The 19703-nt window shown below is 69.7% G+C and carries 19 protein-coding genes; 15 read left to right on the plus strand and 4 right to left on the minus strand.

What is annotated here, in order from left to right:
• Window positions 1-93: 93 nt before the first annotated feature.
• The gene (locus ACFSOX_RS22905; RefSeq protein ID WP_378480145.1) at window positions 94-384 is read right to left on the minus strand and encodes a DUF4282 domain-containing protein; all 291 of its coding nucleotides are present in this window, start codon (window positions 382-384) and stop codon (window positions 94-96) included.
• 649 nt (window positions 385-1033) lie between these two features.
• On the opposite strand from ACFSOX_RS22905, the gene ACFSOX_RS22910 reads away from it, so the two are divergent.
• The 4 genes from ACFSOX_RS22910 to ACFSOX_RS22925 all read left to right on the plus strand — a co-directional run bounded on the left by ACFSOX_RS22910 (window position 1034) and on the right by ACFSOX_RS22925 (window position 3934).
• On the plus strand, window positions 1034-1498 hold the full coding sequence (locus ACFSOX_RS22910) for a DUF2948 family protein (protein WP_378480146.1): 465 nt from the start codon (window positions 1034-1036) through the stop codon (window positions 1496-1498).
• 140 nt (window positions 1499-1638) lie between these two features.
• Window positions 1639-2970 carry a histidinol dehydrogenase gene (hisD, locus tag ACFSOX_RS22915; protein ID WP_378480147.1) on the plus strand — a complete coding sequence of 444 codons (1332 nt, stop codon included), beginning with the start codon at window positions 1639-1641 and terminating at the stop codon, window positions 2968-2970.
• Window positions 2967-3461, plus strand: coding sequence for a UPF0262 family protein (locus ACFSOX_RS22920; RefSeq protein ID WP_378480148.1), 495 nt, complete (start codon window positions 2967-2969; stop codon window positions 3459-3461). The genes hisD and ACFSOX_RS22920 overlap by 4 nt, the downstream gene beginning before the upstream one ends.
• A 5-nt stretch (window positions 3462-3466) precedes the next feature.
• Window positions 3467-3934 (plus strand): arsenate-mycothiol transferase ArsC, encoded by a 468-nt coding sequence (locus tag ACFSOX_RS22925; RefSeq protein ID WP_378480149.1) that lies wholly within the window; start codon window positions 3467-3469, stop codon window positions 3932-3934.
• Window positions 3935-4223: 289 nt separating this feature from the next.
• Here ACFSOX_RS22925 and ACFSOX_RS22930 read toward each other — a convergent pair whose 3' ends face one another.
• A complete protein-coding gene (locus ACFSOX_RS22930; RefSeq protein ID WP_378480150.1) occupies window positions 4224-5081 on the minus strand; it encodes an amidohydrolase family protein in 858 nt (285 codons plus the stop codon).
• Window positions 5082-5290: 209 nt separating this feature from the next.
• On the opposite strand from ACFSOX_RS22930, the gene ACFSOX_RS22935 reads away from it, so the two are divergent.
• The 9 genes from ACFSOX_RS22935 (at window position 5291) to greA (ending at window position 15412) form a co-directional block, all read left to right on the plus strand.
• Window positions 5291-6034: a GntR family transcriptional regulator gene (locus ACFSOX_RS22935; RefSeq protein ID WP_378480151.1), complete on the plus strand. Its 744-nt coding sequence runs from the start codon at window positions 5291-5293 to the stop codon at window positions 6032-6034.
• Between the two features lie 72 nt (window positions 6035-6106).
• Window positions 6107-7093 carry a Bug family tripartite tricarboxylate transporter substrate binding protein gene (locus tag ACFSOX_RS22940; protein WP_378480152.1) on the plus strand — a complete coding sequence of 329 codons (987 nt, stop codon included), beginning with the start codon at window positions 6107-6109 and terminating at the stop codon, window positions 7091-7093.
• A 133-nt stretch (window positions 7094-7226) separates the two neighbouring features.
• The gene (locus tag ACFSOX_RS22945; protein WP_378480153.1) at window positions 7227-7688 is read left to right on the plus strand and encodes a tripartite tricarboxylate transporter TctB family protein; all 462 of its coding nucleotides are present in this window, start codon (window positions 7227-7229) and stop codon (window positions 7686-7688) included.
• Window positions 7689-7938: 250 nt separating this feature from the next.
• On the plus strand, window positions 7939-9438 hold the full coding sequence (locus ACFSOX_RS22950) for a tripartite tricarboxylate transporter permease (protein ID WP_378480154.1): 1500 nt from the start codon (window positions 7939-7941) through the stop codon (window positions 9436-9438).
• 277 nt (window positions 9439-9715) lie between these two features.
• Window positions 9716-9934 (plus strand): translation initiation factor IF-1, encoded by a 219-nt coding sequence (gene infA, locus ACFSOX_RS22955; RefSeq protein WP_111358743.1) that lies wholly within the window; start codon window positions 9716-9718, stop codon window positions 9932-9934.
• A 123-nt stretch (window positions 9935-10057) separates the two neighbouring features.
• The gene (locus ACFSOX_RS22960; protein WP_378480155.1) at window positions 10058-10696 is read left to right on the plus strand and encodes a Maf-like protein; all 639 of its coding nucleotides are present in this window, start codon (window positions 10058-10060) and stop codon (window positions 10694-10696) included.
• Between the two features lie 252 nt (window positions 10697-10948).
• A complete protein-coding gene (gene yacG / locus ACFSOX_RS22965; RefSeq protein WP_378480156.1) occupies window positions 10949-11173 on the plus strand; it encodes a DNA gyrase inhibitor YacG in 225 nt (74 codons plus the stop codon).
• A gap of 175 nt (window positions 11174-11348) precedes the next feature.
• Entirely contained in the window at window positions 11349-14831 is a 3483-nt protein-coding gene (gene carB / locus ACFSOX_RS22970) for a carbamoyl-phosphate synthase large subunit (RefSeq protein WP_378480157.1), read from the plus strand.
• 107 nt (window positions 14832-14938) lie between these two features.
• A complete protein-coding gene (greA, locus tag ACFSOX_RS22975; protein WP_378480158.1) occupies window positions 14939-15412 on the plus strand; it encodes a transcription elongation factor GreA in 474 nt (157 codons plus the stop codon).
• A gap of 80 nt (window positions 15413-15492) precedes the next feature.
• Here the strand turns inward: greA and ACFSOX_RS22980 are convergent, their stop codons facing one another.
• Together ACFSOX_RS22980 and ACFSOX_RS22985 are read right to left on the minus strand one after the other, a co-directional pair.
• Window positions 15493-16539, minus strand: coding sequence for a glycosyltransferase family 9 protein (locus ACFSOX_RS22980; RefSeq protein WP_378480159.1), 1047 nt, complete (start codon window positions 16537-16539; stop codon window positions 15493-15495).
• Window positions 16540-16681: 142 nt separating this feature from the next.
• A complete protein-coding gene (locus ACFSOX_RS22985; protein WP_378480160.1) occupies window positions 16682-17164 on the minus strand; it encodes an Lrp/AsnC family transcriptional regulator in 483 nt (160 codons plus the stop codon).
• A gap of 254 nt (window positions 17165-17418) precedes the next feature.
• On the opposite strand from ACFSOX_RS22985, the gene trxB reads away from it, so the two are divergent.
• On the plus strand, window positions 17419-18384 hold the full coding sequence (trxB, locus tag ACFSOX_RS22990; RefSeq protein ID WP_378480161.1) for a thioredoxin-disulfide reductase: 966 nt from the start codon (window positions 17419-17421) through the stop codon (window positions 18382-18384).
• A gap of 188 nt (window positions 18385-18572) precedes the next feature.
• Window positions 18573-19466, plus strand: coding sequence for a LysR family transcriptional regulator (locus ACFSOX_RS22995; protein WP_378480162.1), 894 nt, complete (start codon window positions 18573-18575; stop codon window positions 19464-19466).
• Window positions 19467-19703 lie beyond the last annotated feature (237 nt).

The following is a 19703-nucleotide window of genomic DNA, read 5'->3' on the forward strand; positions in this document are numbered from 1 at the left end:
AGAATCAATGCCGTGCACCTCTTCAAGCACAATCCGTGCCGGACAGCCGTGGGACAAGCCCGGCCATGACGGCGGTGGGCTGCCCTCGCGCCGCTACATCCGGCCGCTGTTACGGATGGCGCCGAGGTGCTCGTTGATGCGGAAGACGATCAACACGAACTCCGCCGCGATGCGGGCCGCGATGATGCCGACCAGGCCGCCGAGCAGGCTGGCGAAGAGCGCGAACAGGCCGCCGAAGATGTTGTGGACCATCAGGGCCAGGGCCGAGGTGGCGCCCGACAGGGCGAACAGGACCGACATGCCGACCGCCAGCCAGTAGAACACCTTGATGATCGACGGGGTGATGAAACGATCCCACTGAAAAAGATCGGTGATCGAGAACATCCGGGCCTCCTCGGCGGACCGGCCTCGCCAACGGCCGGTAAGGCGAAATCGACCACCGGGCGCGTGCGGGGCGACCGGTCGGAGCAGGGCCCGCCGCGCCCGCTCGACGATCGTTCTGACGGAAAATTGTGGTGCGCTCGCGTCGCCCGATCGCGGCGGGGCGGACCGTGGCCCGGCGCCCCGCGCCCCGTCCCCGACGAGCTGCCGGAAGCGTGAACGAAAGGTTGACGCCCGGGTCCGGATGTCCCGAACCCCGCAGGCGCGACGGCATCGCCTCGGTGCCGGACGGCTCGGTTCTGGTTTTGATCGCCCCGGAAGCGCGGGCCTGCGTCTTCGGCCTGGTCCTTACGGCGGCGCTATTGGATCGAGGGTCGGCGGCCCATTCCGTGCGGGGGGCGAACCACGGCGCGCCCAAGTGTTCGCCCAAGTGTTCGCCCAAGTGTTCGCCCAAATGTTCGCCCCAGGTGTTCGCACAAGTGTTCGCCCAGGGGCTCGTTCTGGTCGCCGGAACGGCGCGGCTGACCGCGCCGCTCGCCGTGACGCTGCGGCCGGCATTACCCGATCCGGCCGAATGATCAATCCGTACGCAATCGAGGCTTGTGCGGAGCAGGTCGGTTTCCTAACTACGGCACAAGCAGGAGCCGCCGCCATGGATCAACTCAAGCTCGTCGCCCTCGACCAGGACGATCTGGAGATCGTCGCGACCCACCTCCAGGACGCCCACGTGAAGGTGGGCGACGTTCACTGGCGTCCGCAGGAGAAGCGGCTGGTGATGGGTCTGAACCGCTTCGATTGGGAGGGCGCGGTCTGCGAGAACGGCCATTTCCGCCGTCGCCGCACCGCCCTGCGCTTCGACCGGGTGCTGGCCGTCAAGTGCCGCAACCTCGAATGCCAGGCCAAGGAGGTCATCCTCAACCTGCTCACCATCGAGTTCGTCGAGACGGCCTCGCCGGGGGGCAGTGTCGTGCTGATCTTCTCGGGCGGCGGCGAGCTGCGGCTCGACGTGGAGTGCCTCGAGGTGGAGCTTGCCGACCTCGGACCGGTGTGGGATACGACCGCCTGTCCGGCGCACGAGGACCAGACGAGCCCGGCCCTGTCGGCCGCGCCCCGCTGACCCGCTCCGGCCCGTAAGGGCCGGACGATCGATATCGTCCCCGTCGCGCCCGCCGCGTTCCCGACTGCATCCGGGCGGCAGCAGGGTCGGCGCCCGCAGCGCCGTCGCGCGGCCTTCCCCGCCCGCCGGTCTCGCTGCTCATGCCCGTCCGTCTCGATACCCGTGACCCCGCGTTCAAGGACCGTTTCGCCGCCCTTCTCGGCGCCAAGCGCGAGGCGGCGGCCGACGTCGAGGCGGCCGTTCGTGCCATCGTCGACGACGTGCGGGCGCGCGGCGACGCGGCGCTGGTCGCGCTGACGGAGACGTTCGACCACCTCGACCTCGGTGCCGCCGGCGCGGCCGCCCTGCGGGTGACGCCCGCCGAGATCGCCGCCGCGGTCGCGGCCTGCGACCCGAAGGACATCGCGGCGCTGGCCTTCGCGCGCGACCGCATCGAGGCTTATCACCGCCGCCAGCTTCCCGGCGATCAGCGGTTCACCGACCCGCTCGGCGTCGAGCTCGGCTATCGCTGGACGCCCGTGGAGGCCGCCGGCCTCTACGTGCCGGGCGGCACCGCGGCCTATCCGTCCTCGGTGCTGATGAACGCCGTGCCGGCCAAGGTCGCGGGTGTGTCGCGGCTCGTGATGGTCGTCCCGGCGCCGGCCGGCAAGCTCGCGCCGCTGGTGCTCGCCGCGGCCCATCTGTCCGGCGTCGACGAGATCTACCGGGTCGGTGGCGCCCAGGCCGTGGCCGCACTGGCCTACGGAACCGAGACGATCGCCCCGGTCGACAAGATCGTCGGCCCCGGCAACGCCTATGTGGCGGCGGCCAAGCGCATCGTGTTCGGCAAGGTCGGCATCGACATGATCGCCGGCCCGTCCGAGGTGCTGATCATCGCCGACGCGACCGCCCGTCCCGACTGGATCGCCGCCGATCTCCTGGCGCAGGCCGAGCACGACACGGCGGCGCAGTCGATCCTGATCACGACCGACGCGTCGCTCGCCGGCGCCGTCGAGAAGGCCGTGGACGCGCAGCTCGCCACGTTGCCGCGGGAAAAGATCGCGGGTGCGTCGTGGCGCGACCACGGCGCCGTGATCCTGGTCGAGACGCTCGACCAGGCGGTCGGGCTCGCCGATCAGGTCGCGGCCGAGCATCTGGAGCTCGCGGTCGCCGATCCGGCGCCGCTCGCGGACAGGATCCGCCACGCCGGCGCGATCTTCGTCGGCCATCACACACCGGAGGCGATCGGCGACTACGTCGCGGGCTCCAACCACGTGTTGCCGACGGCACGCTCGGCGCGGTTCTCGTCCGGGCTCGGCGTTCTCGACTTCATGAAGCGCACCTCGCTGCTGCGCTGCGGGCCCGATCAGCTCGCCGCCCTCGGCCCCGCCGCGGTGACGCTGGCGCAGGCCGAAGGGCTCGACGCGCATGCCCGCTCGGTCGCGCTGCGCCTCGCACCGACATCGCCTGTCGACTCGGTGGGTGCCGAATGAGCCGACGGATCCGCGAGGGACGCGAGAGCCATCGCCTCTGCGAGGTGACGCTCGACCCGGAGTCCATCGGGGCCGGCAACCGCGACATCGAGCACGAGCGCACCGTCGCGATCTACGATCTCCTCGAAGACAACCTGTTCGCACCGGTCGGCCACGACGGCGGGCCGTATTGTCTGAAGCTCCTGCTCGCCAACGACCGCCTGGTGTTCGACGTGCGCGACCAGGCCGGCGAGCCGGTCGTCGCGCACTATCTGTCGCTCACCCCGTTCCGTCGCCTCGTGAAGGACTACTTCATGATGTGCGAGACCTATCACGACGCCATCCGCACGTTGTCGCCGAGCCAGATCGAGGCGATCGACATGGGGCGGCGCGGCCTCCACAACGAGGGTTCCGAGCTGCTGACGGAGCGGCTGAAGGACAAGATCGAGATCGACTTCGACACGGCGCGGCGGCTGTTCACGCTGATCACCGTGCTGCACTGGAAAGGCTGAGCGCGATGCCCCCCCCGGGCCCCGTCGGGCCGCCCGGAGCGGTGCTGTTCGTCTGCGCCTGGAACTCGGTGCGATCGCCCATGGCGGCCGCGATGTTCCGCCAGTATTACGGTCACAAGAGCTATGTCGGCTCGGCCGGCGTCCGCAAGGGCGAGCCGGATCCCTTCACGGCGGCCGTGATGGACGAGGTCGGGCTCGATCTTTCCAAGCACAAGCCGATCACGTTCGAGGAGCTGGAAGACCTCGAAGGGCTCAACTTCGACCTGATCGTCACGCTGTCGCCGGAGGCGCATCACCGCGCCCTGGAGGTCACCCGCACGCTCGCCGTCGACGTGGAGTACTGGCCGACCCTCGATCCCGGCGCCGCCGAGGAGGGCACCCGCGAGCAGCGTCTCGCCGCCTATCGCGAGATTCGTGATCAGCTCCTGGCGAAGATCGAGCAGCGGTTCGGCAAGCCGGGATTCGGCCGATGAGGTGGGCGGTGCCGCATGTTTCACCTCTCCCCGGCGGGGAGAGGTCGGACTTCGCGCCAAAGGCGCGAAGTCCGGGTGAGGGGGGACTGCCCTCTCGATGAAACAATCGGCGTCGGCACCCCCTCACCCCACCCCTCTCCCCGCCGGGGAGAGGGAGCCGCGCCGTGCTCGACGTGACGTCAGAGACACATCGCCACCGACGCCACGCGGTCGGCCCGTTGACCAGAGATGTGTGCCTCGCACGAGATCAGAACTCTCCCCACAGGGAGAGGTGAACGTCCGATTCTGATCACCTCGCGAACCCGAACAATTTCCGCGACGTCTCCGCCACCGCGGCCTGCTGCTCGGGCGTGAGCCAGGATCGCAGCTCCGTCAGGCCGTCCTCGTAGCGGCGGATCGTCTCGTGCTCGGTGTGCGGCCAGTCGCTGCCCCACAGCAGGCGCCCGGGACCGAGCGCGTCGACGAGCGCGCGGGCGTAAGGCGCGACGACGGCGCCGCCGCAGCGGTAGCTGCCGGAAATCTTCACGAACAGCGATCCGTCCGGGCCGGCGGCGAGCAGGCGGCGGAAGCCGGGATCGTCGACGCCGAGCTTCGGGTCAGGGCGGCCGAAGTGATCGATCACCACCGGCGCGCCGAGCGGCACGATCGCGTCGAGCAGCGGCCGGACGGCGCGGCCTTCGGTCTGGATCTCGATCTGCCAGCCGCGCGCCGCGACGCGCGTCAGGAGCGCCATCCAGTCCGGCGTCAGCACCGTGGAAACATCCTTGCCAAGCAGATTGAGCCGGATGCCGACGATGCCTCTCGCCGCATAGGCGTCGAGCGTCGTGTCGGTCACGCCGGGATCGACCACCACGATGCCGCGCAGGCGCTCGGGCGCGGGCGCCAGCGCGTCGAGCAGATAGGAATTGTCGGTGCCGAGGAACGAGGGCTGCACCACGACGATTTCGCGCACGCCGTGGCGCGCCGTGACGGCGAACAGGTCGTCCGGCGTGAAGTCGCCGCTCGGCGAGTGGCGTCGCCCTTGCACGAGCGGCAAGGCGCGGGTGAAGACGTGGACGTGGGTGTCGACCGGGGGAACGTCGCGGGTCGGGGGAGCCGACGTGGGGGCGGGCGATGCGGGGGCGGGCGATGTGGGGGAGGGGGCCATTGCTCGGTTGCCAGGAGGATGCAGATGGTCTTATACTCCTCTATAGGACCAATTGACCAGAGCCTTTCGGGTCGCGCATCGCCACCCGTCTCGCCGGTCCTCGCTTTCGTTCGAACCCGTCGTCAAGCACCGCCGTCAAGCACCGCCGTTCCGCTCTGCCGTCCGCACCGCGACAAGCCGCGTTCCACGACGTTCCAGCCGAGGCCGCCATGCACGCCGCTTCCGACGCCGTCGGGTCCGACCAGCGCCTGCCGATCTATCAGCGCCTCAAGGACGCGCTCGCCGAGCGCATCCAGGACGGCGCGTGGAAGCCGGGCGAGGCGATTCCGGCGGAGAGCGATCTCGCCTCCGAGTTCGGCGTCGCGCTCGGCACCATGCGCAAGGCGATCGAGGGGCTCGTCCAGCAGGGCCTCCTGGAGCGGCAGCAGGGGCGCGGCACCTTCGTGCGGCGCGCCGACCTCGGCAACACACTGTTCCGCTTCTTCCGCCACACCGGCAAGGGCGGCAGGCCCGTGGTGCCGACCCAGAGGCTGGTCGGGCGGCGCACCGCCGCGGCGGGTCGCGAGGCGGCGCGCGCCTTGGGGCTCACCGCCGACGATCCGGTGCTGTGGCTGAAGCGCCTGCGCCTCGTCGACGGCGCGCCGCTCGTGGTCGACGAGATCGCGCTGCCGCTGCCGCGCTTCCAAGCCCTCGCGACGCTGGCGCCGGAGAAGTTCGAAGGGCTTCTCTATCCGCTCTACGAGCGCGAGATCGGCATCACGGTGGCGCGCGCCACCGACCGCATCGCCTTCGGCCGCGCCACCGCGTCGGTCGCCAAGGCGCTCGGCATCGCGGCCGGCGAGCCGGTCGTGGTGATCGACCGCACCGCCTTCGGGCTCGACGGGGTGCCGCTCGAATGGCGGCGCTCGCACGGGCCCGCGGACCGCTTCAGCTACGACGTCGAGATCAGATGATCTCTTGCGTCGGATGAGCCCGGCCCGCGCAGGCGTGCGGGATCGGACGAGATCGTGATCAGGGAGAGAACAATGCTCAAAGGCATCTTCGGCGCGCTGGCGCTCGCGTCCACGGCTCTGGCGACCACGGCCCTGGTGCCGCGCGCGGCCGTGGCGCAGGAGTTCCCGACCCGGCCCATCACCCTGATCGTGCCGGCGCCGCCCGGCGGCGGCACCGACGTGTTCGCCCGCCAGATCGCCGAGGCCGTGGAGCCGATCCTCAAGCAGAAGGTGATCGTCGACAATCGCGCCGGCGGCGGCGGCACGGTCGGCACCACGCTGGTCGCGTCGGCGAAGCCCGACGGCTACACGCTCGGCTTCATCTGGAACTCGCCGCTCACCACGAGCCCGCACAGCCTCACGGTCGCCTACACGCCGGATTCCTATGCCAGCGTGATGTCGATCGGCTACTCGTCCTACGTGCTCTGCGCGGCACCCGACTTCCCGGCGTCGACCGGCCGGGAGCTGATCGATCAGATCAAGGCCAACCCGGGCAAGTTCACCTACGGCAACGACGGGCTCGGCGGCACCATGCAGCTCGCCGCCGAGCGCGTCTTCTCCAAGGTCGGCGCCAAGGTGCGCCCCGTTCCGTTCGGCGGCGCCGGCGAGACGGCGCGCAACTTCCTCGGCGGTCACGTCACGTTCTACGGCGGCTCGCTGCCGCCGATCCTGCCGCATGCCGCGGCCGGCAAGGCGAAATGCCTGCTGCTCACCTCGGCCGCCAAGAACCCGGCGCTGCCGCAGGCCTCCGGCCTCGACGACATCGGGCTCGGGGGCGAGGAGACCGTGCTGTGGTGGGGCTTGATCGCGCCGGCCAAGACGCCGCCCGCCGTGCTCGCCACGCTCGAGAAGGCGTTCATGGAGGCCGCCTCCACGCCGAAGTTCAAGGAGGTGATGGAGAAGCAGGGCGCGAACCAGCGCGTGCTCGGATCGAAGGAGACGGGCGCCCTGATCCGCAAGGAGCTCGACGCGCTCGGCGCGGTCGCCAAGGCGATCGGCATCGAGCGGAAGGCGCAGTGATGGCTTCGAACCTCACGGTCGTCAGAGCCGGGCTCGTCCCGGCGATCCACGCTCTTCGACGGGGCGCGGCATCTAAGACGTGGATGCCCGGCACGAGGCCGGGCATGACGGCTCTGAGTTCGAGGGCGCTCCCATGTCGGGTCTGAGCCTGCCGCGCTGGGTCGGCGACGCGGCGGTCGGGCTCGCGCTCGCGCTCGGCGGGGTGACGCTCGCGGTGCTCGCCTGGCCGATCCCGCGCGGCTCGGTCGGCAATCCCGGGCCGGGCTTCATGCCGTTCGTGCTCGGCCTCGCGCTCGTCCTGCTCGGGCTCGCCTGCGCGGTGCGGGCCTTGCGTGAGCACGACGGCGCCGCCGTGGTCCTGGTCAACCGCAAGACCGCGGTCTGCCTCGCGATGCTGCTCGCCGCGGCGCTCGCCTTCATCCCGGTCGGCTTCGTGCCGACCGTCGCCGTGATGCTGGGTGTGCTGTTCGCCGTGCTGGGCGGTCAGCCGTGGTGGCGCGCCGTGCTGTTCGGCTGCGGCGCGAGCCTCGCGCTCGACGTCGTGTTCGATCGGCTCTTAGGCCTCGGCCTGCCGGCCGGGGTATGGCCGTTCTGATTTGTTTGTTCGCACGTCGGAGACGCCGCCGTGTTTGACTGACGCTACTGTCCCCCCACCCCCGACCCCTCCCCGCCATTCCCAAGGGCGAATGGGAGGAGGGGAGTCACGGCGCTGCGCCTCCCCTCCCCCCGCGAGCGAAGCTCGTGGCGGGGAGGGGTCGGGGGTGGGGGGCAGCAGCGTGGCCGTATCTGAACGTTGCCGTCGCTGAAGTGGACCGGCGCGGCGCCGAACCGTGAGGATCGTGGTCGTGGACTCGCTCGGATACCTGATGGACGGCTTCGCGGTCGCGTTCACGGGCCGCAACCTGCTCCTGTGCTTCGTCGGCTGCCTGTGGGGCACCGCGGTCGGCGTGCTGCCGGGGCTCGGCCCGCTCGCCGGCATGGCGCTCCTGCTGCCGCTCACCTTCAAGCTCGATCCGGCCGGCGCCGTGATCATGCTGGCCGGCATCTTCAACGGCGCCATGTACGGCGGCTCGACCACCTCGATCCTGATGCGCATTCCGGGCGAGGCGGCCTCGGTCGTCACCTGCATCGACGGCTACGAGATGGCGAAGCGCGGCCGCGCCGGTGCGGCCCTCACGCTCGCGGCGCTCGGCAGCTTCGTCGGCGGCACCATCTCGATCGTCGGCCTGATGGCGGTCGGCCCGCTGCTGGCCGACGCGATGCTGTCGGTCGGCCCGGCGGCCGAGTTCGTGCTGATGCTCACGGCGCTGCTGGTCGTGAGTGCGGTCTCCTCGTCGCCGCCCGTGAAGACGCTCGCCATGATCGTGCTCGGGCTGGCGCTCGGCACCGTGGGCATGGATCAGCTCACGGCCTATCCGCGCTTCACGTTCGGCTCGCTCGATCTGACCGACGGGCTCAACTTCGTCGCCCTGTCGATCGGCCTGTTCGGCGTCTCCGAGATTCTGCTCAATCTCGACGAGGCGGCGCCCGAGGTGCCGAAGGCGCCGAAGCTGCGCGACATGCTGCCGACGGGCCAAGAGATCCGCGAGGCGGCCCCTGCGGTGCTGCGCGGCTCCGGCGTCGGCTTCCTGTTCGGCCTCGTCCCGGGTGTCTCGCACATCATCTCGACCTTCGTGTCCTACGCGATCGAGAAGAAGGTTTCCAAGACGCCGGAGAAGTTCGGCCACGGCGCCGTGGCCGGCGTCGCCGGTCCGGAGACGGCCAACAACGCGACCACGGGCGCCTCGATGATCCCGCTGTTGGTGCTCGGCATCCCGGCGATCCCGGCGACCGCGATCCTCCTGTCGGCGCTGCTGATCCACGGCGTGCAGCCGGGGCCGCTGCTGATGAGCGAGCATCCGCAGGTGTTCTGGGGCCTGATCGCCAGCCTCTATCTCGGCAACGCCATCCTGGTGATTCTCAATCTCCCGCTGGTGGGTATCTTCGTCACGCTGCTGCGCACCCCGATGGGCGTGCTGGCGCCGCTCGTGCTGGTGATCTGCCTGATCGGCGTGTTCTCGCTGAAGGGCTCTCCGCTCGACCTGACGATCCTGTTCGCCGCCGGCGTGGTCGGCTATCTGCTGCGGAAGTTCTCCTACGACGTCGCGCCCCTGCTGCTCGCCTTCGTGCTCGGCGACCGCATGGAGCTGTCGTTCCGCCGCGCCCTCACCATCTCGGACGGCGACTGGTGGGTGTTCGTGCAGGGCCCGGCCGCGCGGGTGTTCCTGGTCGTGCTGGCGCTGATCGGCGGCCTCCAGCTCGCCGCGATGCTGCTCGGCTGGCGCCGCACCGGGGCGGCGGCCTGACAGCTCGCGCACCGGAAGCAGGCACCGAGCTCGCCACGCGCTCCGCTCATGCCCGCGAAGGCGGGCATCCAGGTGCCCATGCCGTGTCGCCCCTGGGTTCCCGCCTTCGCGGGAACGAGTGGACTCTCGTGTTCGGCTTCGCCGGGACGATGCGTGTGCGCCGGTTGTCGTGCGGTCCCGTTTCGGCTAGGGTCCGCGCCCGTCCTGTGGCGTCCAACGAAGGCCTGACCTTCGCCCGTGGCCCCGCGCGCGGCCCGGTGCGATCATTGGGTTGCGAATGGCGAAAGAGGAACTGCTGGAGTTTCCCGGCGTCGTGTCGGAACTGCTGCCGAACGCGACCTTCCGCGTCAAGCTCGAGAACGGTCATGAGATCATCGCCCACACGGCCGGCCGCATGCGCAAGAACCGCATCCGCGTGCTCGCCGGCGACAAGGTGCTGGTCGAGATGACCCCCTATGATTTGACGAAGGGCCGCATCACCTATCGTTTCAAATGATCGCCGCCGCCGCGTCCGCCCGGGCCGGCGCGCTCCCGGAACCCCAGACCCCGTGACGCTCCGCTTCGCCGGAGGCGGGATCGACCGTGCTCCCGCCGCGGAGCGGAACAGAACCTCACGCCGATGATGGGCCGTCCCAAGCTCGTTCTCGCCTCCGGCTCGCCCCGGCGGCTCACGCTCCTCAACCAGGCGGGTCTCGAGCCCGACGCGCTGCGGCCCGCCGAGATCGACGAGACGCCGAAGCGCGGCGAGCTGCCGCGCGCCTGCGCCAACCGGCTCGCTCACGCCAAGGCCGAGGTGGCGCTCGCCGCCGTCCGGCTGGAGGACGATCTGCGCGGCGCCTTCATCGTCGCGGCCGACACCGTGGTCGCGGTCGGGCGCCGTATCCTCCCCAAGGCCGAGCTTCTCGACGAGGCGGCCCAGTGCCTGCGGCTGCTGTCCGGCCGCAACCACCGGGTCTACACCTCGGTCTGCGTGGTGACGCCCAAGGAGGCGATCCGCCAGCGCCTGATCGAGACGCGGGTGCGCTTCAAGCGCCTCGCGCCGGAGGATATCGAGGCGTATCTCGCGTCGGGCGAGTGGCGCGGCAAGGCCGGTGGCTATGCCGTGCAGGGGCTCGCCGGCAGCTTCGTCGTGAAGATCGTCGGCTCCTACACCTCGGTGGTCGGCCTGCCGCTCTACGAGACCGTCACGCTCCTCGCCGGCGAGGGGTTCCCGGTCCGCCACGGCTGGCTGAACCCGACCAACCCGATGCCGGCCTGAGCCGGGCCGCCCTCCTTTTCACCTCTCCCCGCCGTGCGGGGAGAGGTCGGATTGCGCGCCGCAGGCGCGAAATCCGGGTGAGGGGGCGTCACCGCGAGTCTCTGCGCCGGGGAGACGCCCCCTCATCCGGTTCGCCGCTGCGCGGCGAGCCACCTTCTCCCCGCGCGCGGGGAGAAGGATCCCGGGCGCCAGGCCCGGTTTTCGCGGCTCTCGCTCTCCCGTTCCGTCGTCCTTGTCCCTATCTCTCCGCCCATGCCCTCGCTCGCTCCCGGAAAACCCTGCGCCATCTGCGGCAAGCCGGCCGCGGACAAGTTCCGGCCGTTCTGCTCGCAGCGGTGCAAGGACGTCGACCTCCACCGCTGGCTGTCCGGCCGCTACGCCGTGCCGGCCGTCGAGGCCGAGGAGGACGACCTCGGGCTGCCCGAGCCGGACGAGCCGCCGCCGCCGCTGGCCCCGCGCCGCCGCGGCCTGGACTGACCGCTCCGCCTCCCGCCGCCGGCCCGCCGCTCTTCCCTCCCCGTCGATTCTGGGCTAAGGGTCGCCCCGCCCCGGCGAACCCCGCGCGGGCAGGCGACAAAACCGGTCGAGTTCGCAAAAGGCGGCGCGTCCACGACGCCTTTTTTTGTGCCCGGATGAACCCGCGAAGACCCCGATGCCCAAACGCACCGACATCTCCTCGATCCTGATCATCGGCGCGGGCCCGATCGTCATCGGTCAGGCCTGCGAGTTCGACTATTCCGGAACCCAGGCCTGCAAGGCGCTGCGCGAGGAGGGCTACCGGGTCATCCTGGTCAACTCCAATCCGGCCACCATCATGACCGACCCGGAGATGGCCGACGCGACTTATGTCGAGCCGATCACGCCCGAGGTCGTCGCCAAGATCATCGAGAAGGAGCGACCCGACGCGCTGCTGCCGACCATGGGCGGCCAGACGGCGCTCAACACCGCACTGTCCCTGCGCCGGATGGGCGTGCTCGACAAGTTCGGCGTCACGATGATCGGCGCCACGGCCGAGGCGATCGACAAGGCCGAGGACCGCGAGCTGTTCCGCGAGGCGATGAAGAAGATCGGCCTCGACATCCCCAAGTCGTTCCTGGCCAACGCCTCTGAGCTGAAGCAGGCGGACCGCAAGCGCTATCTCGACGCGCTCGCCCGCATCGACGCCGGCAAGGAGCGCGAGACCGAGAAGGCGGCGAAGCGCGCCGCCTTCGAGCGCGACTGGGCGGCCGGCGAGGAGGAGCGCAAGAAGCGTTACGTCCACGGCGCGCTGGGCGAGGCGCTGATCGCGCTCGCCGAGATCGGCCTGCCGGCCATCATCCGGCCGAGCTTCACGCTCGCCGGCACGGGCGGCGGCATCGCCTACGACCTCGACGAGTTCATCGAGATCGTCCGGGGCGGCCTGGATGCTTCGCCGACGAACGAAGTCCTCGTCGAAGAGAGCGTGCTCGGCTGGAAAGAGTTCGAGATGGAGGTCGTTCGCGACAAGAACGACAACTGCATCATCGTCTGCTCGATCGAGAACGTCGATCCGATGGGCGTCCACACGGGCGACTCGATCACCATCGCGCCGGCCCTGACGCTCACCGACAAGGAGTATCAGGTGATGCGCGACGCCTCGATCGCGGTGCTGCGCGAGATCGGGGTCGAGACCGGCGGCTCCAACGTGCAGTTCGCCGTCGATCCGAAGACCGGCCGACTCGTCGTCATCGAGATGAACCCGCGCGTGTCGCGCTCCTCCGCGCTCGCCTCCAAGGCGACCGGCTTCCCGATCGCCAAGGTGGCCGCGAAACTCGCGGTCGGCTACACGCTCGACGAGATCGCCAACGACATCACGGGCGGCGCGACCCCGGCGTCGTTCGAGCCGACCATCGACTACATCGTCACCAAGATCCCGCGCTTCGCCTTCGAGAAGTTCCCGGGCGCCGAGCCGCTGCTCACCACCTCGATGAAGTCGGTGGGCGAGGCGATGGCGATCGGCCGCACCTTCCAGGAGTCGCTGCAGAAGGCGCTGCGCTCGATGGAGACCGGCCTGACCGGGCTCGACGAGATCGTGATCGAGGGCATCGGCGAGGGCGACGACAAGAACGCCATCCGGGCGGCGCTCGGCCGGCCGACGCCGGACCGGCTTCTGAAGGTCGCGCAGGCGATGCGGCTCGGTGCGTCGGACGACGAGATCTTCCGCTCCTGCCGGATCGACCCGTGGTTCCTGGCCGAGATCCGCGGCATCGTCGAGACCGAGGCCGAGATCAAGGCGAAGGGCCTGCCGCAGACGGCGGGCGCGCTGCGCCGCCTCAAGGCCATGGGTTTTTCGGATGCGCGCCTCGGCGCCCTGACGGGACTGTCGGCCGACGAGGTGACGAAGCGGCGGCGCGCCGTCGGCGTGCGGCCCGTCTACAAGCGCATCGACACCTGCGCGGCCGAGTTCGCCTCGCCGACCGCCTACATGTACTCGACCTACGAGGCGCCGTTCGCCGGCGCTCCCGCCTGCGAGGCGGCGCCCTCGGACGCCAAGAAGGTGATCATTCTGGGCGGCGGCCCGAACCGGATCGGGCAGGGCATCGAGTTCGACTATTGCTGCTGCCACGCCTGCTTCGCGCTGTCGGACGCCGGCTACGAGACCATCATGGTCAACTGCAATCCGGAGACCGTGTCGACCGACTACGACACCTCGGATCGCCTCTATTTCGAGCCGCTGACCGCCGAGGACGTGCTGGAGATCATCGCCACCGAGCAGTCGAACGGCAGCCTGCACGGCGTCATCGTGCAGTTCGGCGGCCAGACGCCGCTCAAGCTCGCGGCCGCGCTGGAGGCCGCGAAGGTGCCGATCCTCGGCACCTCGCCGGACGCCATCGACCTCGCCGAGGACCGCGACCGCTTCAAGCGGCTCCTCGACAAGCTGCAGCTGCGCCAGCCCAAGAACGGCATCGCCTACTCGGTCGAGCAGAGCCGGCTGGTCGCCGCCGAGCTGGGCCTGCCTTTCGTGGTGCGCCCGAGCTACGTGCTGGGCGGCCGCGCCATGGCGATCATCCGCAGTCAGGAGCAGTTCGACGACTATCTGCTCGGCACCCTGCCGAGCCTGGTGCCGTCCGACGTCAAGGCGCGCTACCCGAACGACAAGACCGGACAGATCAACACGGTGCTGGGCCAGAACCCGCTGCTGTTCGATCGTTATCTGTCCGACGCCATCGAGATCGACGTCGACTGCCTCTGCGACGGCAAGGACACGTTCATCGCCGGCATCATGCAGCACATCGAGGAGGCCGGCGTGCATTCCGGCGACTCGGCCTGCTCGCTGCCGCCGTTCTCGCTGTCGCCCGACGTCATCTCCGAGCTGGAGCGGCAGACCCGGGCGATGGCGCTGGCGCTCGGCGTCGGCGGCCTGATGAACGTCCAGTACGCGCTCAAGGACGGCGAGATCTACGTCCTGGAGGTCAATCCGCGCGCCTCGCGCACGGTGCCGTTCGTCGCCAAGGTGATCGGCCTGCCGGTCGCCAAGATCGCGGCCCGGGTGATGGCCGGCGAGAGCCTCGGAAGCTTCGGCCTGAAGCCGCCGGTGCTGCACCATGTCGGCGTCAAGGAGGCGGTGTTCCCGTTCGCCCGCTTCCCCGGCGTCGACACGCTGCTCGGCCCGGAGATGCGCTCCACCGGCGAGGTGATGGGCATCGACCGGTCCTACGAGATCGCCTTCGCCAAGAGCCAGATCGGCGGCGGTGCCCGCCTGCCGACCAAGGGCACGGTCTTCGTGGCGGTGCGCGACAGCGACAAGACGCGCATCCTCGACTCGGTCAAGCTATTGGCGGATCTTGGTTTCCGGATCATCGCCACGGGCGGCACGCAGCGCTTCCTGCAGGAGCACGGGGTGCCGGCCGAGAAGGTCAACAAGGTGCTGGAGGGCCGGCCCCACATCGTCGACGCGATCAAGAACGGCGATGTGCAGCTGGTGTTCAACACCACCAGTGGTACGCGGGCCATCTCGGACTCGCGTTCCTTGCGGCGCGCCGCCCTCTTGCATAAGGTGCCGTACTACACCACTCTTTCCGGAGCCGTCGCGGCGGCGCTCGGGATCAAGGCCTATCTCGCGGGTGACCTCGAGGTGCGCACCCTGCAGAGCTATTTCTCCGAAAACGCCCCCTGAAGGACGCGGTCGGGGAACTCAGGCCACGGGCTGAACATGTTTCGAACGGTTGCGTGCCGGGTGACACCGGCCCGCGATCGAGTTTTTTTCTGTCGGAGAAGGAACCGATGGACAAGATACCGATGACGGCTGCCGGCTACACCGCGCTGGAGAACGAGCTGCGGCACTGCCAGCAGGTCGAGCGACCCCGCATCATTCAGCAGATCACCGAGGCGCGCTCGCACGGCGACCTCTCGGAGAACGCCGAGTACCACGCCGCCAAGGAATCGCAGTCGCTCAACGAGGGCCGCATCGCGGAGCTCGAGGACAAGATCGCGCGCGCCGAGGTGATCGACGTCTCCAAGCTGTCGGGCGACACCATCAAGTTCGGTGCGACCGTCACGCTGATCGACGAGGACACCGAGAAGAAGCACGTCTGGCAGATCGTCGGCGAGCCCGAGGCGGACGCCAAGAACGGCCGCATCTCGATCACCTCGCCGCTCGCCCGCGCTCTGGTCGGCAAGAAGAAGGGCAGCCAGGTCGAGGTGGTGACGCCCGGCGGCGCCAAGGCCTACGAGATCCTCGAGGTCGTGTTCCGCTGATCCGGCGGGCTCGCTTCACCCCATGACCGGCTCGGGTGGGGACGGCGCGCGTGCGTCGTGCCCGCGCCGATCGCGTGCGCCTACCGGCCGGGGCGGCCGTCCTGCGCCAGCAGGGTCTCCACCGCGGCGAAGGCGGCATCGACCGGGATGTGCTCCATCGTGTCCCCGCCGAAGTCCTTCGCGCTCACCACGATGCCGTGCCGGGTGAAGGGCGCCCAGCGGGCGACCTCGGTCGGCCCGAACAGGCTCACCAGAGGCGTCCGCGTCGCCGCCAGCAGGTGGCCGATGCCGCTGTCGTTGGCGACCGCCGCGGCGAGGCGCTCGGCGATCGCCACGGCGAGCTCGAGCCGCGCCGTGGTGTCCGGAAAGATCGCCGAGGGCGCGGCGCGCCGCAGCTCGTCGCGCACCGCCGTCTCCTGCGGGCCGATGAACACCACGGGCGTGCGGCCGCTCGCCGCGAGCCGCTCGGCCAGCGCCGCGAACCGCTCCCGCGGCCAGTTCTTGCGCGGCTCGCGGCTGCCCGGCGCCAGCCCCACATAAGTCGCCCCGTCGGGAAGCGTCGCGGCCGCGAAGGCGCGCGCCGCGTCGGAGACCGGAAGCCCGCCCTCCCAGTCGGCCGGCCCGCCGATCGCGGCCTCTGCAAGGCTCAGCATGCGGGCCGCGATGCCGCGCGGCCGACTGAACCGCCCGGGCGGCCGGCGCGACGAGAACAGGTAGCCGGGCAGGCAGCAGTAGAAACCGCGGTGCTTCAGAAACAGGCGCGCCAGCAGCACGGTGAGGCCGCGGGTGCGCGAATCGAACACCATCTCGAACGGCGGCAGCTTTCGCAGGTTGGCGATCACGGGCAGGGGCGGTGTGGTGATGCCGGCATTCTCGATCACGTTGGCCAGCAGCGGCCGCATGAACGGCGCCAGCTCGCGCGCCATCGAGGTCTGGTGGGTGGCGATCCACCACACCGGATGGTCCGGGTAGGCGCGCCGGACGGCGCGCAGGAACGGCAGCTTGAGAAGCGAATCGCCCAGGCCCTCGCGATCGACCAGGACGGCGATCGGGCGGGGGTGGGCGGAGGGCTGCGCTTCGGAGGCGGGCGTTTCGAAGGACGGGGCAGGGGACACGGAAGGGCTCATGATGTCCGGCCGACACTGACTTTCGCCTCATGGTGAGGAGCGCTCCGCAGGAGCGCGTCTCGAACCATGTGGCCACATCCTTCGAGACGGCCGCTTCACGGCCTCCTCAGGATGAGGAGAGAGCGATTCGACGATCGCACCGTCACACGGCGAGGCGGTCGAGCTCGAGCGGGACGATCGGGTCGTTCTTGGCGTTGCGCAGCGTCAACGTCGTCTTGACGTTGCGGACATTGGGGGCCGCCGTCAGCTCGGCGACCAGCGCCTGGAAGGTCGACAGGTTGGGGGCGACGCATTTCAGCAGGAAGTCGATCTCGCCCGACAGCATCCAGCATTCGCGCACCAGCGGCTTGCCGCGCACATAGGCCTCGAAGGCCTGCAGATCGGGCTCGGCCTGGCTCGACAGGTGCACCATGGCGAAGGCCGTCACCTCGTAGCCGAGCCGTTTCTCGTCGAGCAGGGCCCGATAGCCGGTGATGAAGCCGGCCTCCTCCAGGGCGCGCACGCGCCGCAAGCAGGGCGGTGGCGAAATGCCCACCCGGCGGGCGAGCTCGACATTCGTCATGCGCCCGTCCTCCTGGAGCTCTTTCAGGATACGGTGGTCGATCGCATCGAGGCGGTAGGGCACAGGTCTCTCCAGGGGCGTCGCCGCGTCGTCGTTCGGGCCCGACTCGGGACAGCATTATCGCAAGAGATATGCCATCGGAAATAATATTGCGTGTGACCCCGGTCTGCGTTGTGCACGGAAATGCACATTGTTGTTCACTGTACACATCCGGGGTTATGCGTGGCTTGCATGCCTCCTCGGAATGTCTACATTGACAACACTCGCCGGGCCGCCCCGGCGGGGTCTCCGCACGCCCCACTCGAACGAGGCTCCGCATGGCCGAGACCACCCATGCCCGCGTGGTGATCATCGGATCGGGTCCGGCCGGCTACACGGCGGCCGTCTACGCCGCGCGCGCCATGTTGGAACCGGTGCTGATCCAAGGCATCCAGCCGGGCGGCCAGCTCACCATCACGACCGAGGTCGAGAACTATCCGGGCTTCGCCGAGCCGATCCAGGGCCCCTGGCTCATGGAGCAGATGCAGAAGCAGGCCGAGCATGTCGGCACCCGGATCGTCACCGACCACGTGAATGCCGTCGACCTCGGCCGTCGGCCGTTCCGGCTGGTCTGCGATTCGGGCGACGTCTATCTGGCCGACGTGCTGATCGTCGCGACCGGCGCCCAGGCGCGTTGGCTCGGTCTGCCGTCGGAGGACACCTACAAAGGCTACGGCGTCTCGGCCTGCGCGACCTGCGACGGCTTCTTCTATCGCGGCAAGGAGGTCGTGGTGGTCGGCGGCGGCAACTCGGCCGTCGAAGAGGCGCTGTTCCTCACCAACTTCGCCTCCAAGGTGACGGTGGTGCACCGGCGCGACGCCTTCCGGGCCGAGAAGATTCTGCAGGACCGCCTGTTCAAGAACCCCAAGGTCGAGGTGATCTGGAACGTCGCCGTCGACGAGATCCTCGGCACCGCCGCGCCGGGCAAGGTGACGGGCGTGCGGCTGCGCGACGTGCAGACCGGCGCGACCCGGGAGCTCGCCGCCGACGGCGTCTTCGTCGCCATCGGCCACGCGCCGGCGACCGCGCTGTTCACCGGCCAGCTCGAGCTGAAGCCGTCCGGCTACATCAAGGTGGCGCCGTACTCGACCGCGACCTCGGTGCCGGGCGTGTTCGCGGCCGGCGACGTCGCCGACGACATCTATCGGCAGGCCGTCACGGCGGCCGGCATGGGCTGCATGGCGGCGCTCGAGGCGGAGCGGTTCCTCGCCGCCCACGCCGAGACGCGCGCCGCGGCCGAGTGAATCGCCACGGGAACGGTCGGGATTCTTCAACCATGGCAACCGGTTTCGGTTTCCGGACGGGCTTGCCGGTAAGATCCCGCTACCCGAATCGTGTCACACAGGAACAAGTGCCGGTCGGCCGCGATCGGCACGCTGCTCGCGCCTGAGAGCGAGCCGGGATGGGAACGGGCGTCGCCCGCGAACGAAACATGGATTGGGACAAGCTCAAGGTCTTCCACGCCGCCGCCGAGGCGGGCAGCTTCACCCATGCGGGCGAGCAGCTCGGGCTGTCGCAGTCGGCGGTCTCCCGCCAGGTGAGCGCGCTCGAGCAGGAGCTGTCGGTGGCGCTGTTCCACCGCCACGCCCGCGGCCTGATCCTCACCGAGCAGGGCGAGCTCCTTTATCGCACCGCCCACGACGTGTTCATGAAGCTCGAGTCGGTGCGGGTGAAGCTGACCGACAGCCGCGAACGGCCGCACGGCGACCTGCGCGTCACCACGACGATCGGCATGGGGGTGCACTGGCTCACGCCGCGGCTCGGCGAGTTCACGGATCTCTATCCCGACATCAGGATCACGCTGATCACCACGGAAGAGGAGCTCGACCTCGCGATGCGCGAGGCCGACGTGGCGATCCGCCTGCGCCAGCCGACCCAACCCGACCTGATCCAGCGCAAACTGTTCTCGGTGCACTATCACGCCTATGCGTCGCCTGAGTATCTCAAGCGCTTCGGCACGCCGCGCTCCATCGAGGATCTCGACAAGCATCGGCTGATCGTGCTCGGCGGCACCGTCGTGCCGATCAACCTGCAGAGCGCGCGCTGGCTGATCACGGCGGGGCGTGAAGGCAAGGATCTGCGCCAGCCGCATCTGATCATCACCAACATCGCCGGCGTGCTGCGCGCCTGCCAGCGCGGCATCGGCATCGCCATGCTGCCCGACTACATCCTCGAGGACGATCAGAGCCTGGTCACGCTGTTCAGCGACGACGAGTCGGTGTCGCTCGACGCCTACTTCGTCTACCCCGAGGAGCTGAAGTCGGTCGCCCGCGTCCAGGCGTTCCGCGATTTCCTCGTGAGCAAGGCGCAGCGCTGGAATTATTGAGAGCACCTGCGACGGCGCGCGTCGCGCAGCGCCTCCGCCGGCCGTGCTGCACGAGGATGTGCGCGTTCCGACGCGTCCATGTCGGAGTTTGGAGCGAGCCCCGAACGCGTCATGCCCGCGTTCGTCGCGGGCATCTACGACCTGCAAGCATCGCAAGAGCAAGATCGTGGATGGCCGGGACGAGCCCACGGCTGTCCGGCACGGATTGTGCTTTATGCGGCGAGCCTCGGTTGGTGG

This window comes from Rhodoplanes azumiensis, assembly GCF_042682915.1.
Taxonomy (GTDB): Bacteria; Pseudomonadota; Alphaproteobacteria; order Rhizobiales; family Xanthobacteraceae; genus Rhodoplanes; species Rhodoplanes azumiensis.

What these genes read in the sequence shown, in the direction of transcription:
- hisD (WP_378480147.1), top strand. Translation starts at nt 1,639, where the DNA reads ATGCCCGTCCGTCTCGATACCCGTGACCCCGCGTTCAAGGACCGTTTC.
- infA (WP_111358743.1), top strand. Translation starts at nt 9,716, where the DNA reads ATGGCGAAAGAGGAACTGCTGGAGTTTCCCGGCGTCGTGTCGGAACTG.
- ACFSOX_RS22920 (WP_378480148.1), top strand. Translation starts at nt 2,967, where the DNA reads ATGAGCCGACGGATCCGCGAGGGACGCGAGAGCCATCGCCTCTGCGAG.
- ACFSOX_RS22945 (WP_378480153.1), top strand. Translation starts at nt 7,227, where the DNA reads ATGTCGGGTCTGAGCCTGCCGCGCTGGGTCGGCGACGCGGCGGTCGGG.
- ACFSOX_RS22980 (WP_378480159.1), bottom strand. Translation starts at nt 16,539, where the DNA reads ATGAGCCCTTCCGTGTCCCCTGCCCCGTCCTTCGAAACGCCCGCCTCC.
- trxB (WP_378480161.1), top strand. Translation starts at nt 17,419, where the DNA reads ATGGCCGAGACCACCCATGCCCGCGTGGTGATCATCGGATCGGGTCCG.
- yacG (WP_378480156.1), top strand. Translation starts at nt 10,949, where the DNA reads ATGCCCTCGCTCGCTCCCGGAAAACCCTGCGCCATCTGCGGCAAGCCG.
- ACFSOX_RS22910 (WP_378480146.1), top strand. Translation starts at nt 1,034, where the DNA reads ATGGATCAACTCAAGCTCGTCGCCCTCGACCAGGACGATCTGGAGATC.
- ACFSOX_RS22925 (WP_378480149.1), top strand. Translation starts at nt 3,467, where the DNA reads ATGCCCCCCCCGGGCCCCGTCGGGCCGCCCGGAGCGGTGCTGTTCGTC.
- ACFSOX_RS22935 (WP_378480151.1), top strand. Translation starts at nt 5,291, where the DNA reads ATGCACGCCGCTTCCGACGCCGTCGGGTCCGACCAGCGCCTGCCGATC.
- ACFSOX_RS22905 (WP_378480145.1), bottom strand. Translation starts at nt 384, where the DNA reads ATGTTCTCGATCACCGATCTTTTTCAGTGGGATCGTTTCATCACCCCG.
- ACFSOX_RS22930 (WP_378480150.1), bottom strand. Translation starts at nt 5,081, where the DNA reads ATGGCCCCCTCCCCCACATCGCCCGCCCCCGCATCGCCCGCCCCCACG.
- greA (WP_378480158.1), top strand. Translation starts at nt 14,939, where the DNA reads ATGGACAAGATACCGATGACGGCTGCCGGCTACACCGCGCTGGAGAAC.
- ACFSOX_RS22940 (WP_378480152.1), top strand. Translation starts at nt 6,107, where the DNA reads ATGCTCAAAGGCATCTTCGGCGCGCTGGCGCTCGCGTCCACGGCTCTG.
- ACFSOX_RS22995 (WP_378480162.1), top strand. Translation starts at nt 18,573, where the DNA reads ATGGATTGGGACAAGCTCAAGGTCTTCCACGCCGCCGCCGAGGCGGGC.
- ACFSOX_RS22960 (WP_378480155.1), top strand. Translation starts at nt 10,058, where the DNA reads ATGATGGGCCGTCCCAAGCTCGTTCTCGCCTCCGGCTCGCCCCGGCGG.
- carB (WP_378480157.1), top strand. Translation starts at nt 11,349, where the DNA reads ATGCCCAAACGCACCGACATCTCCTCGATCCTGATCATCGGCGCGGGC.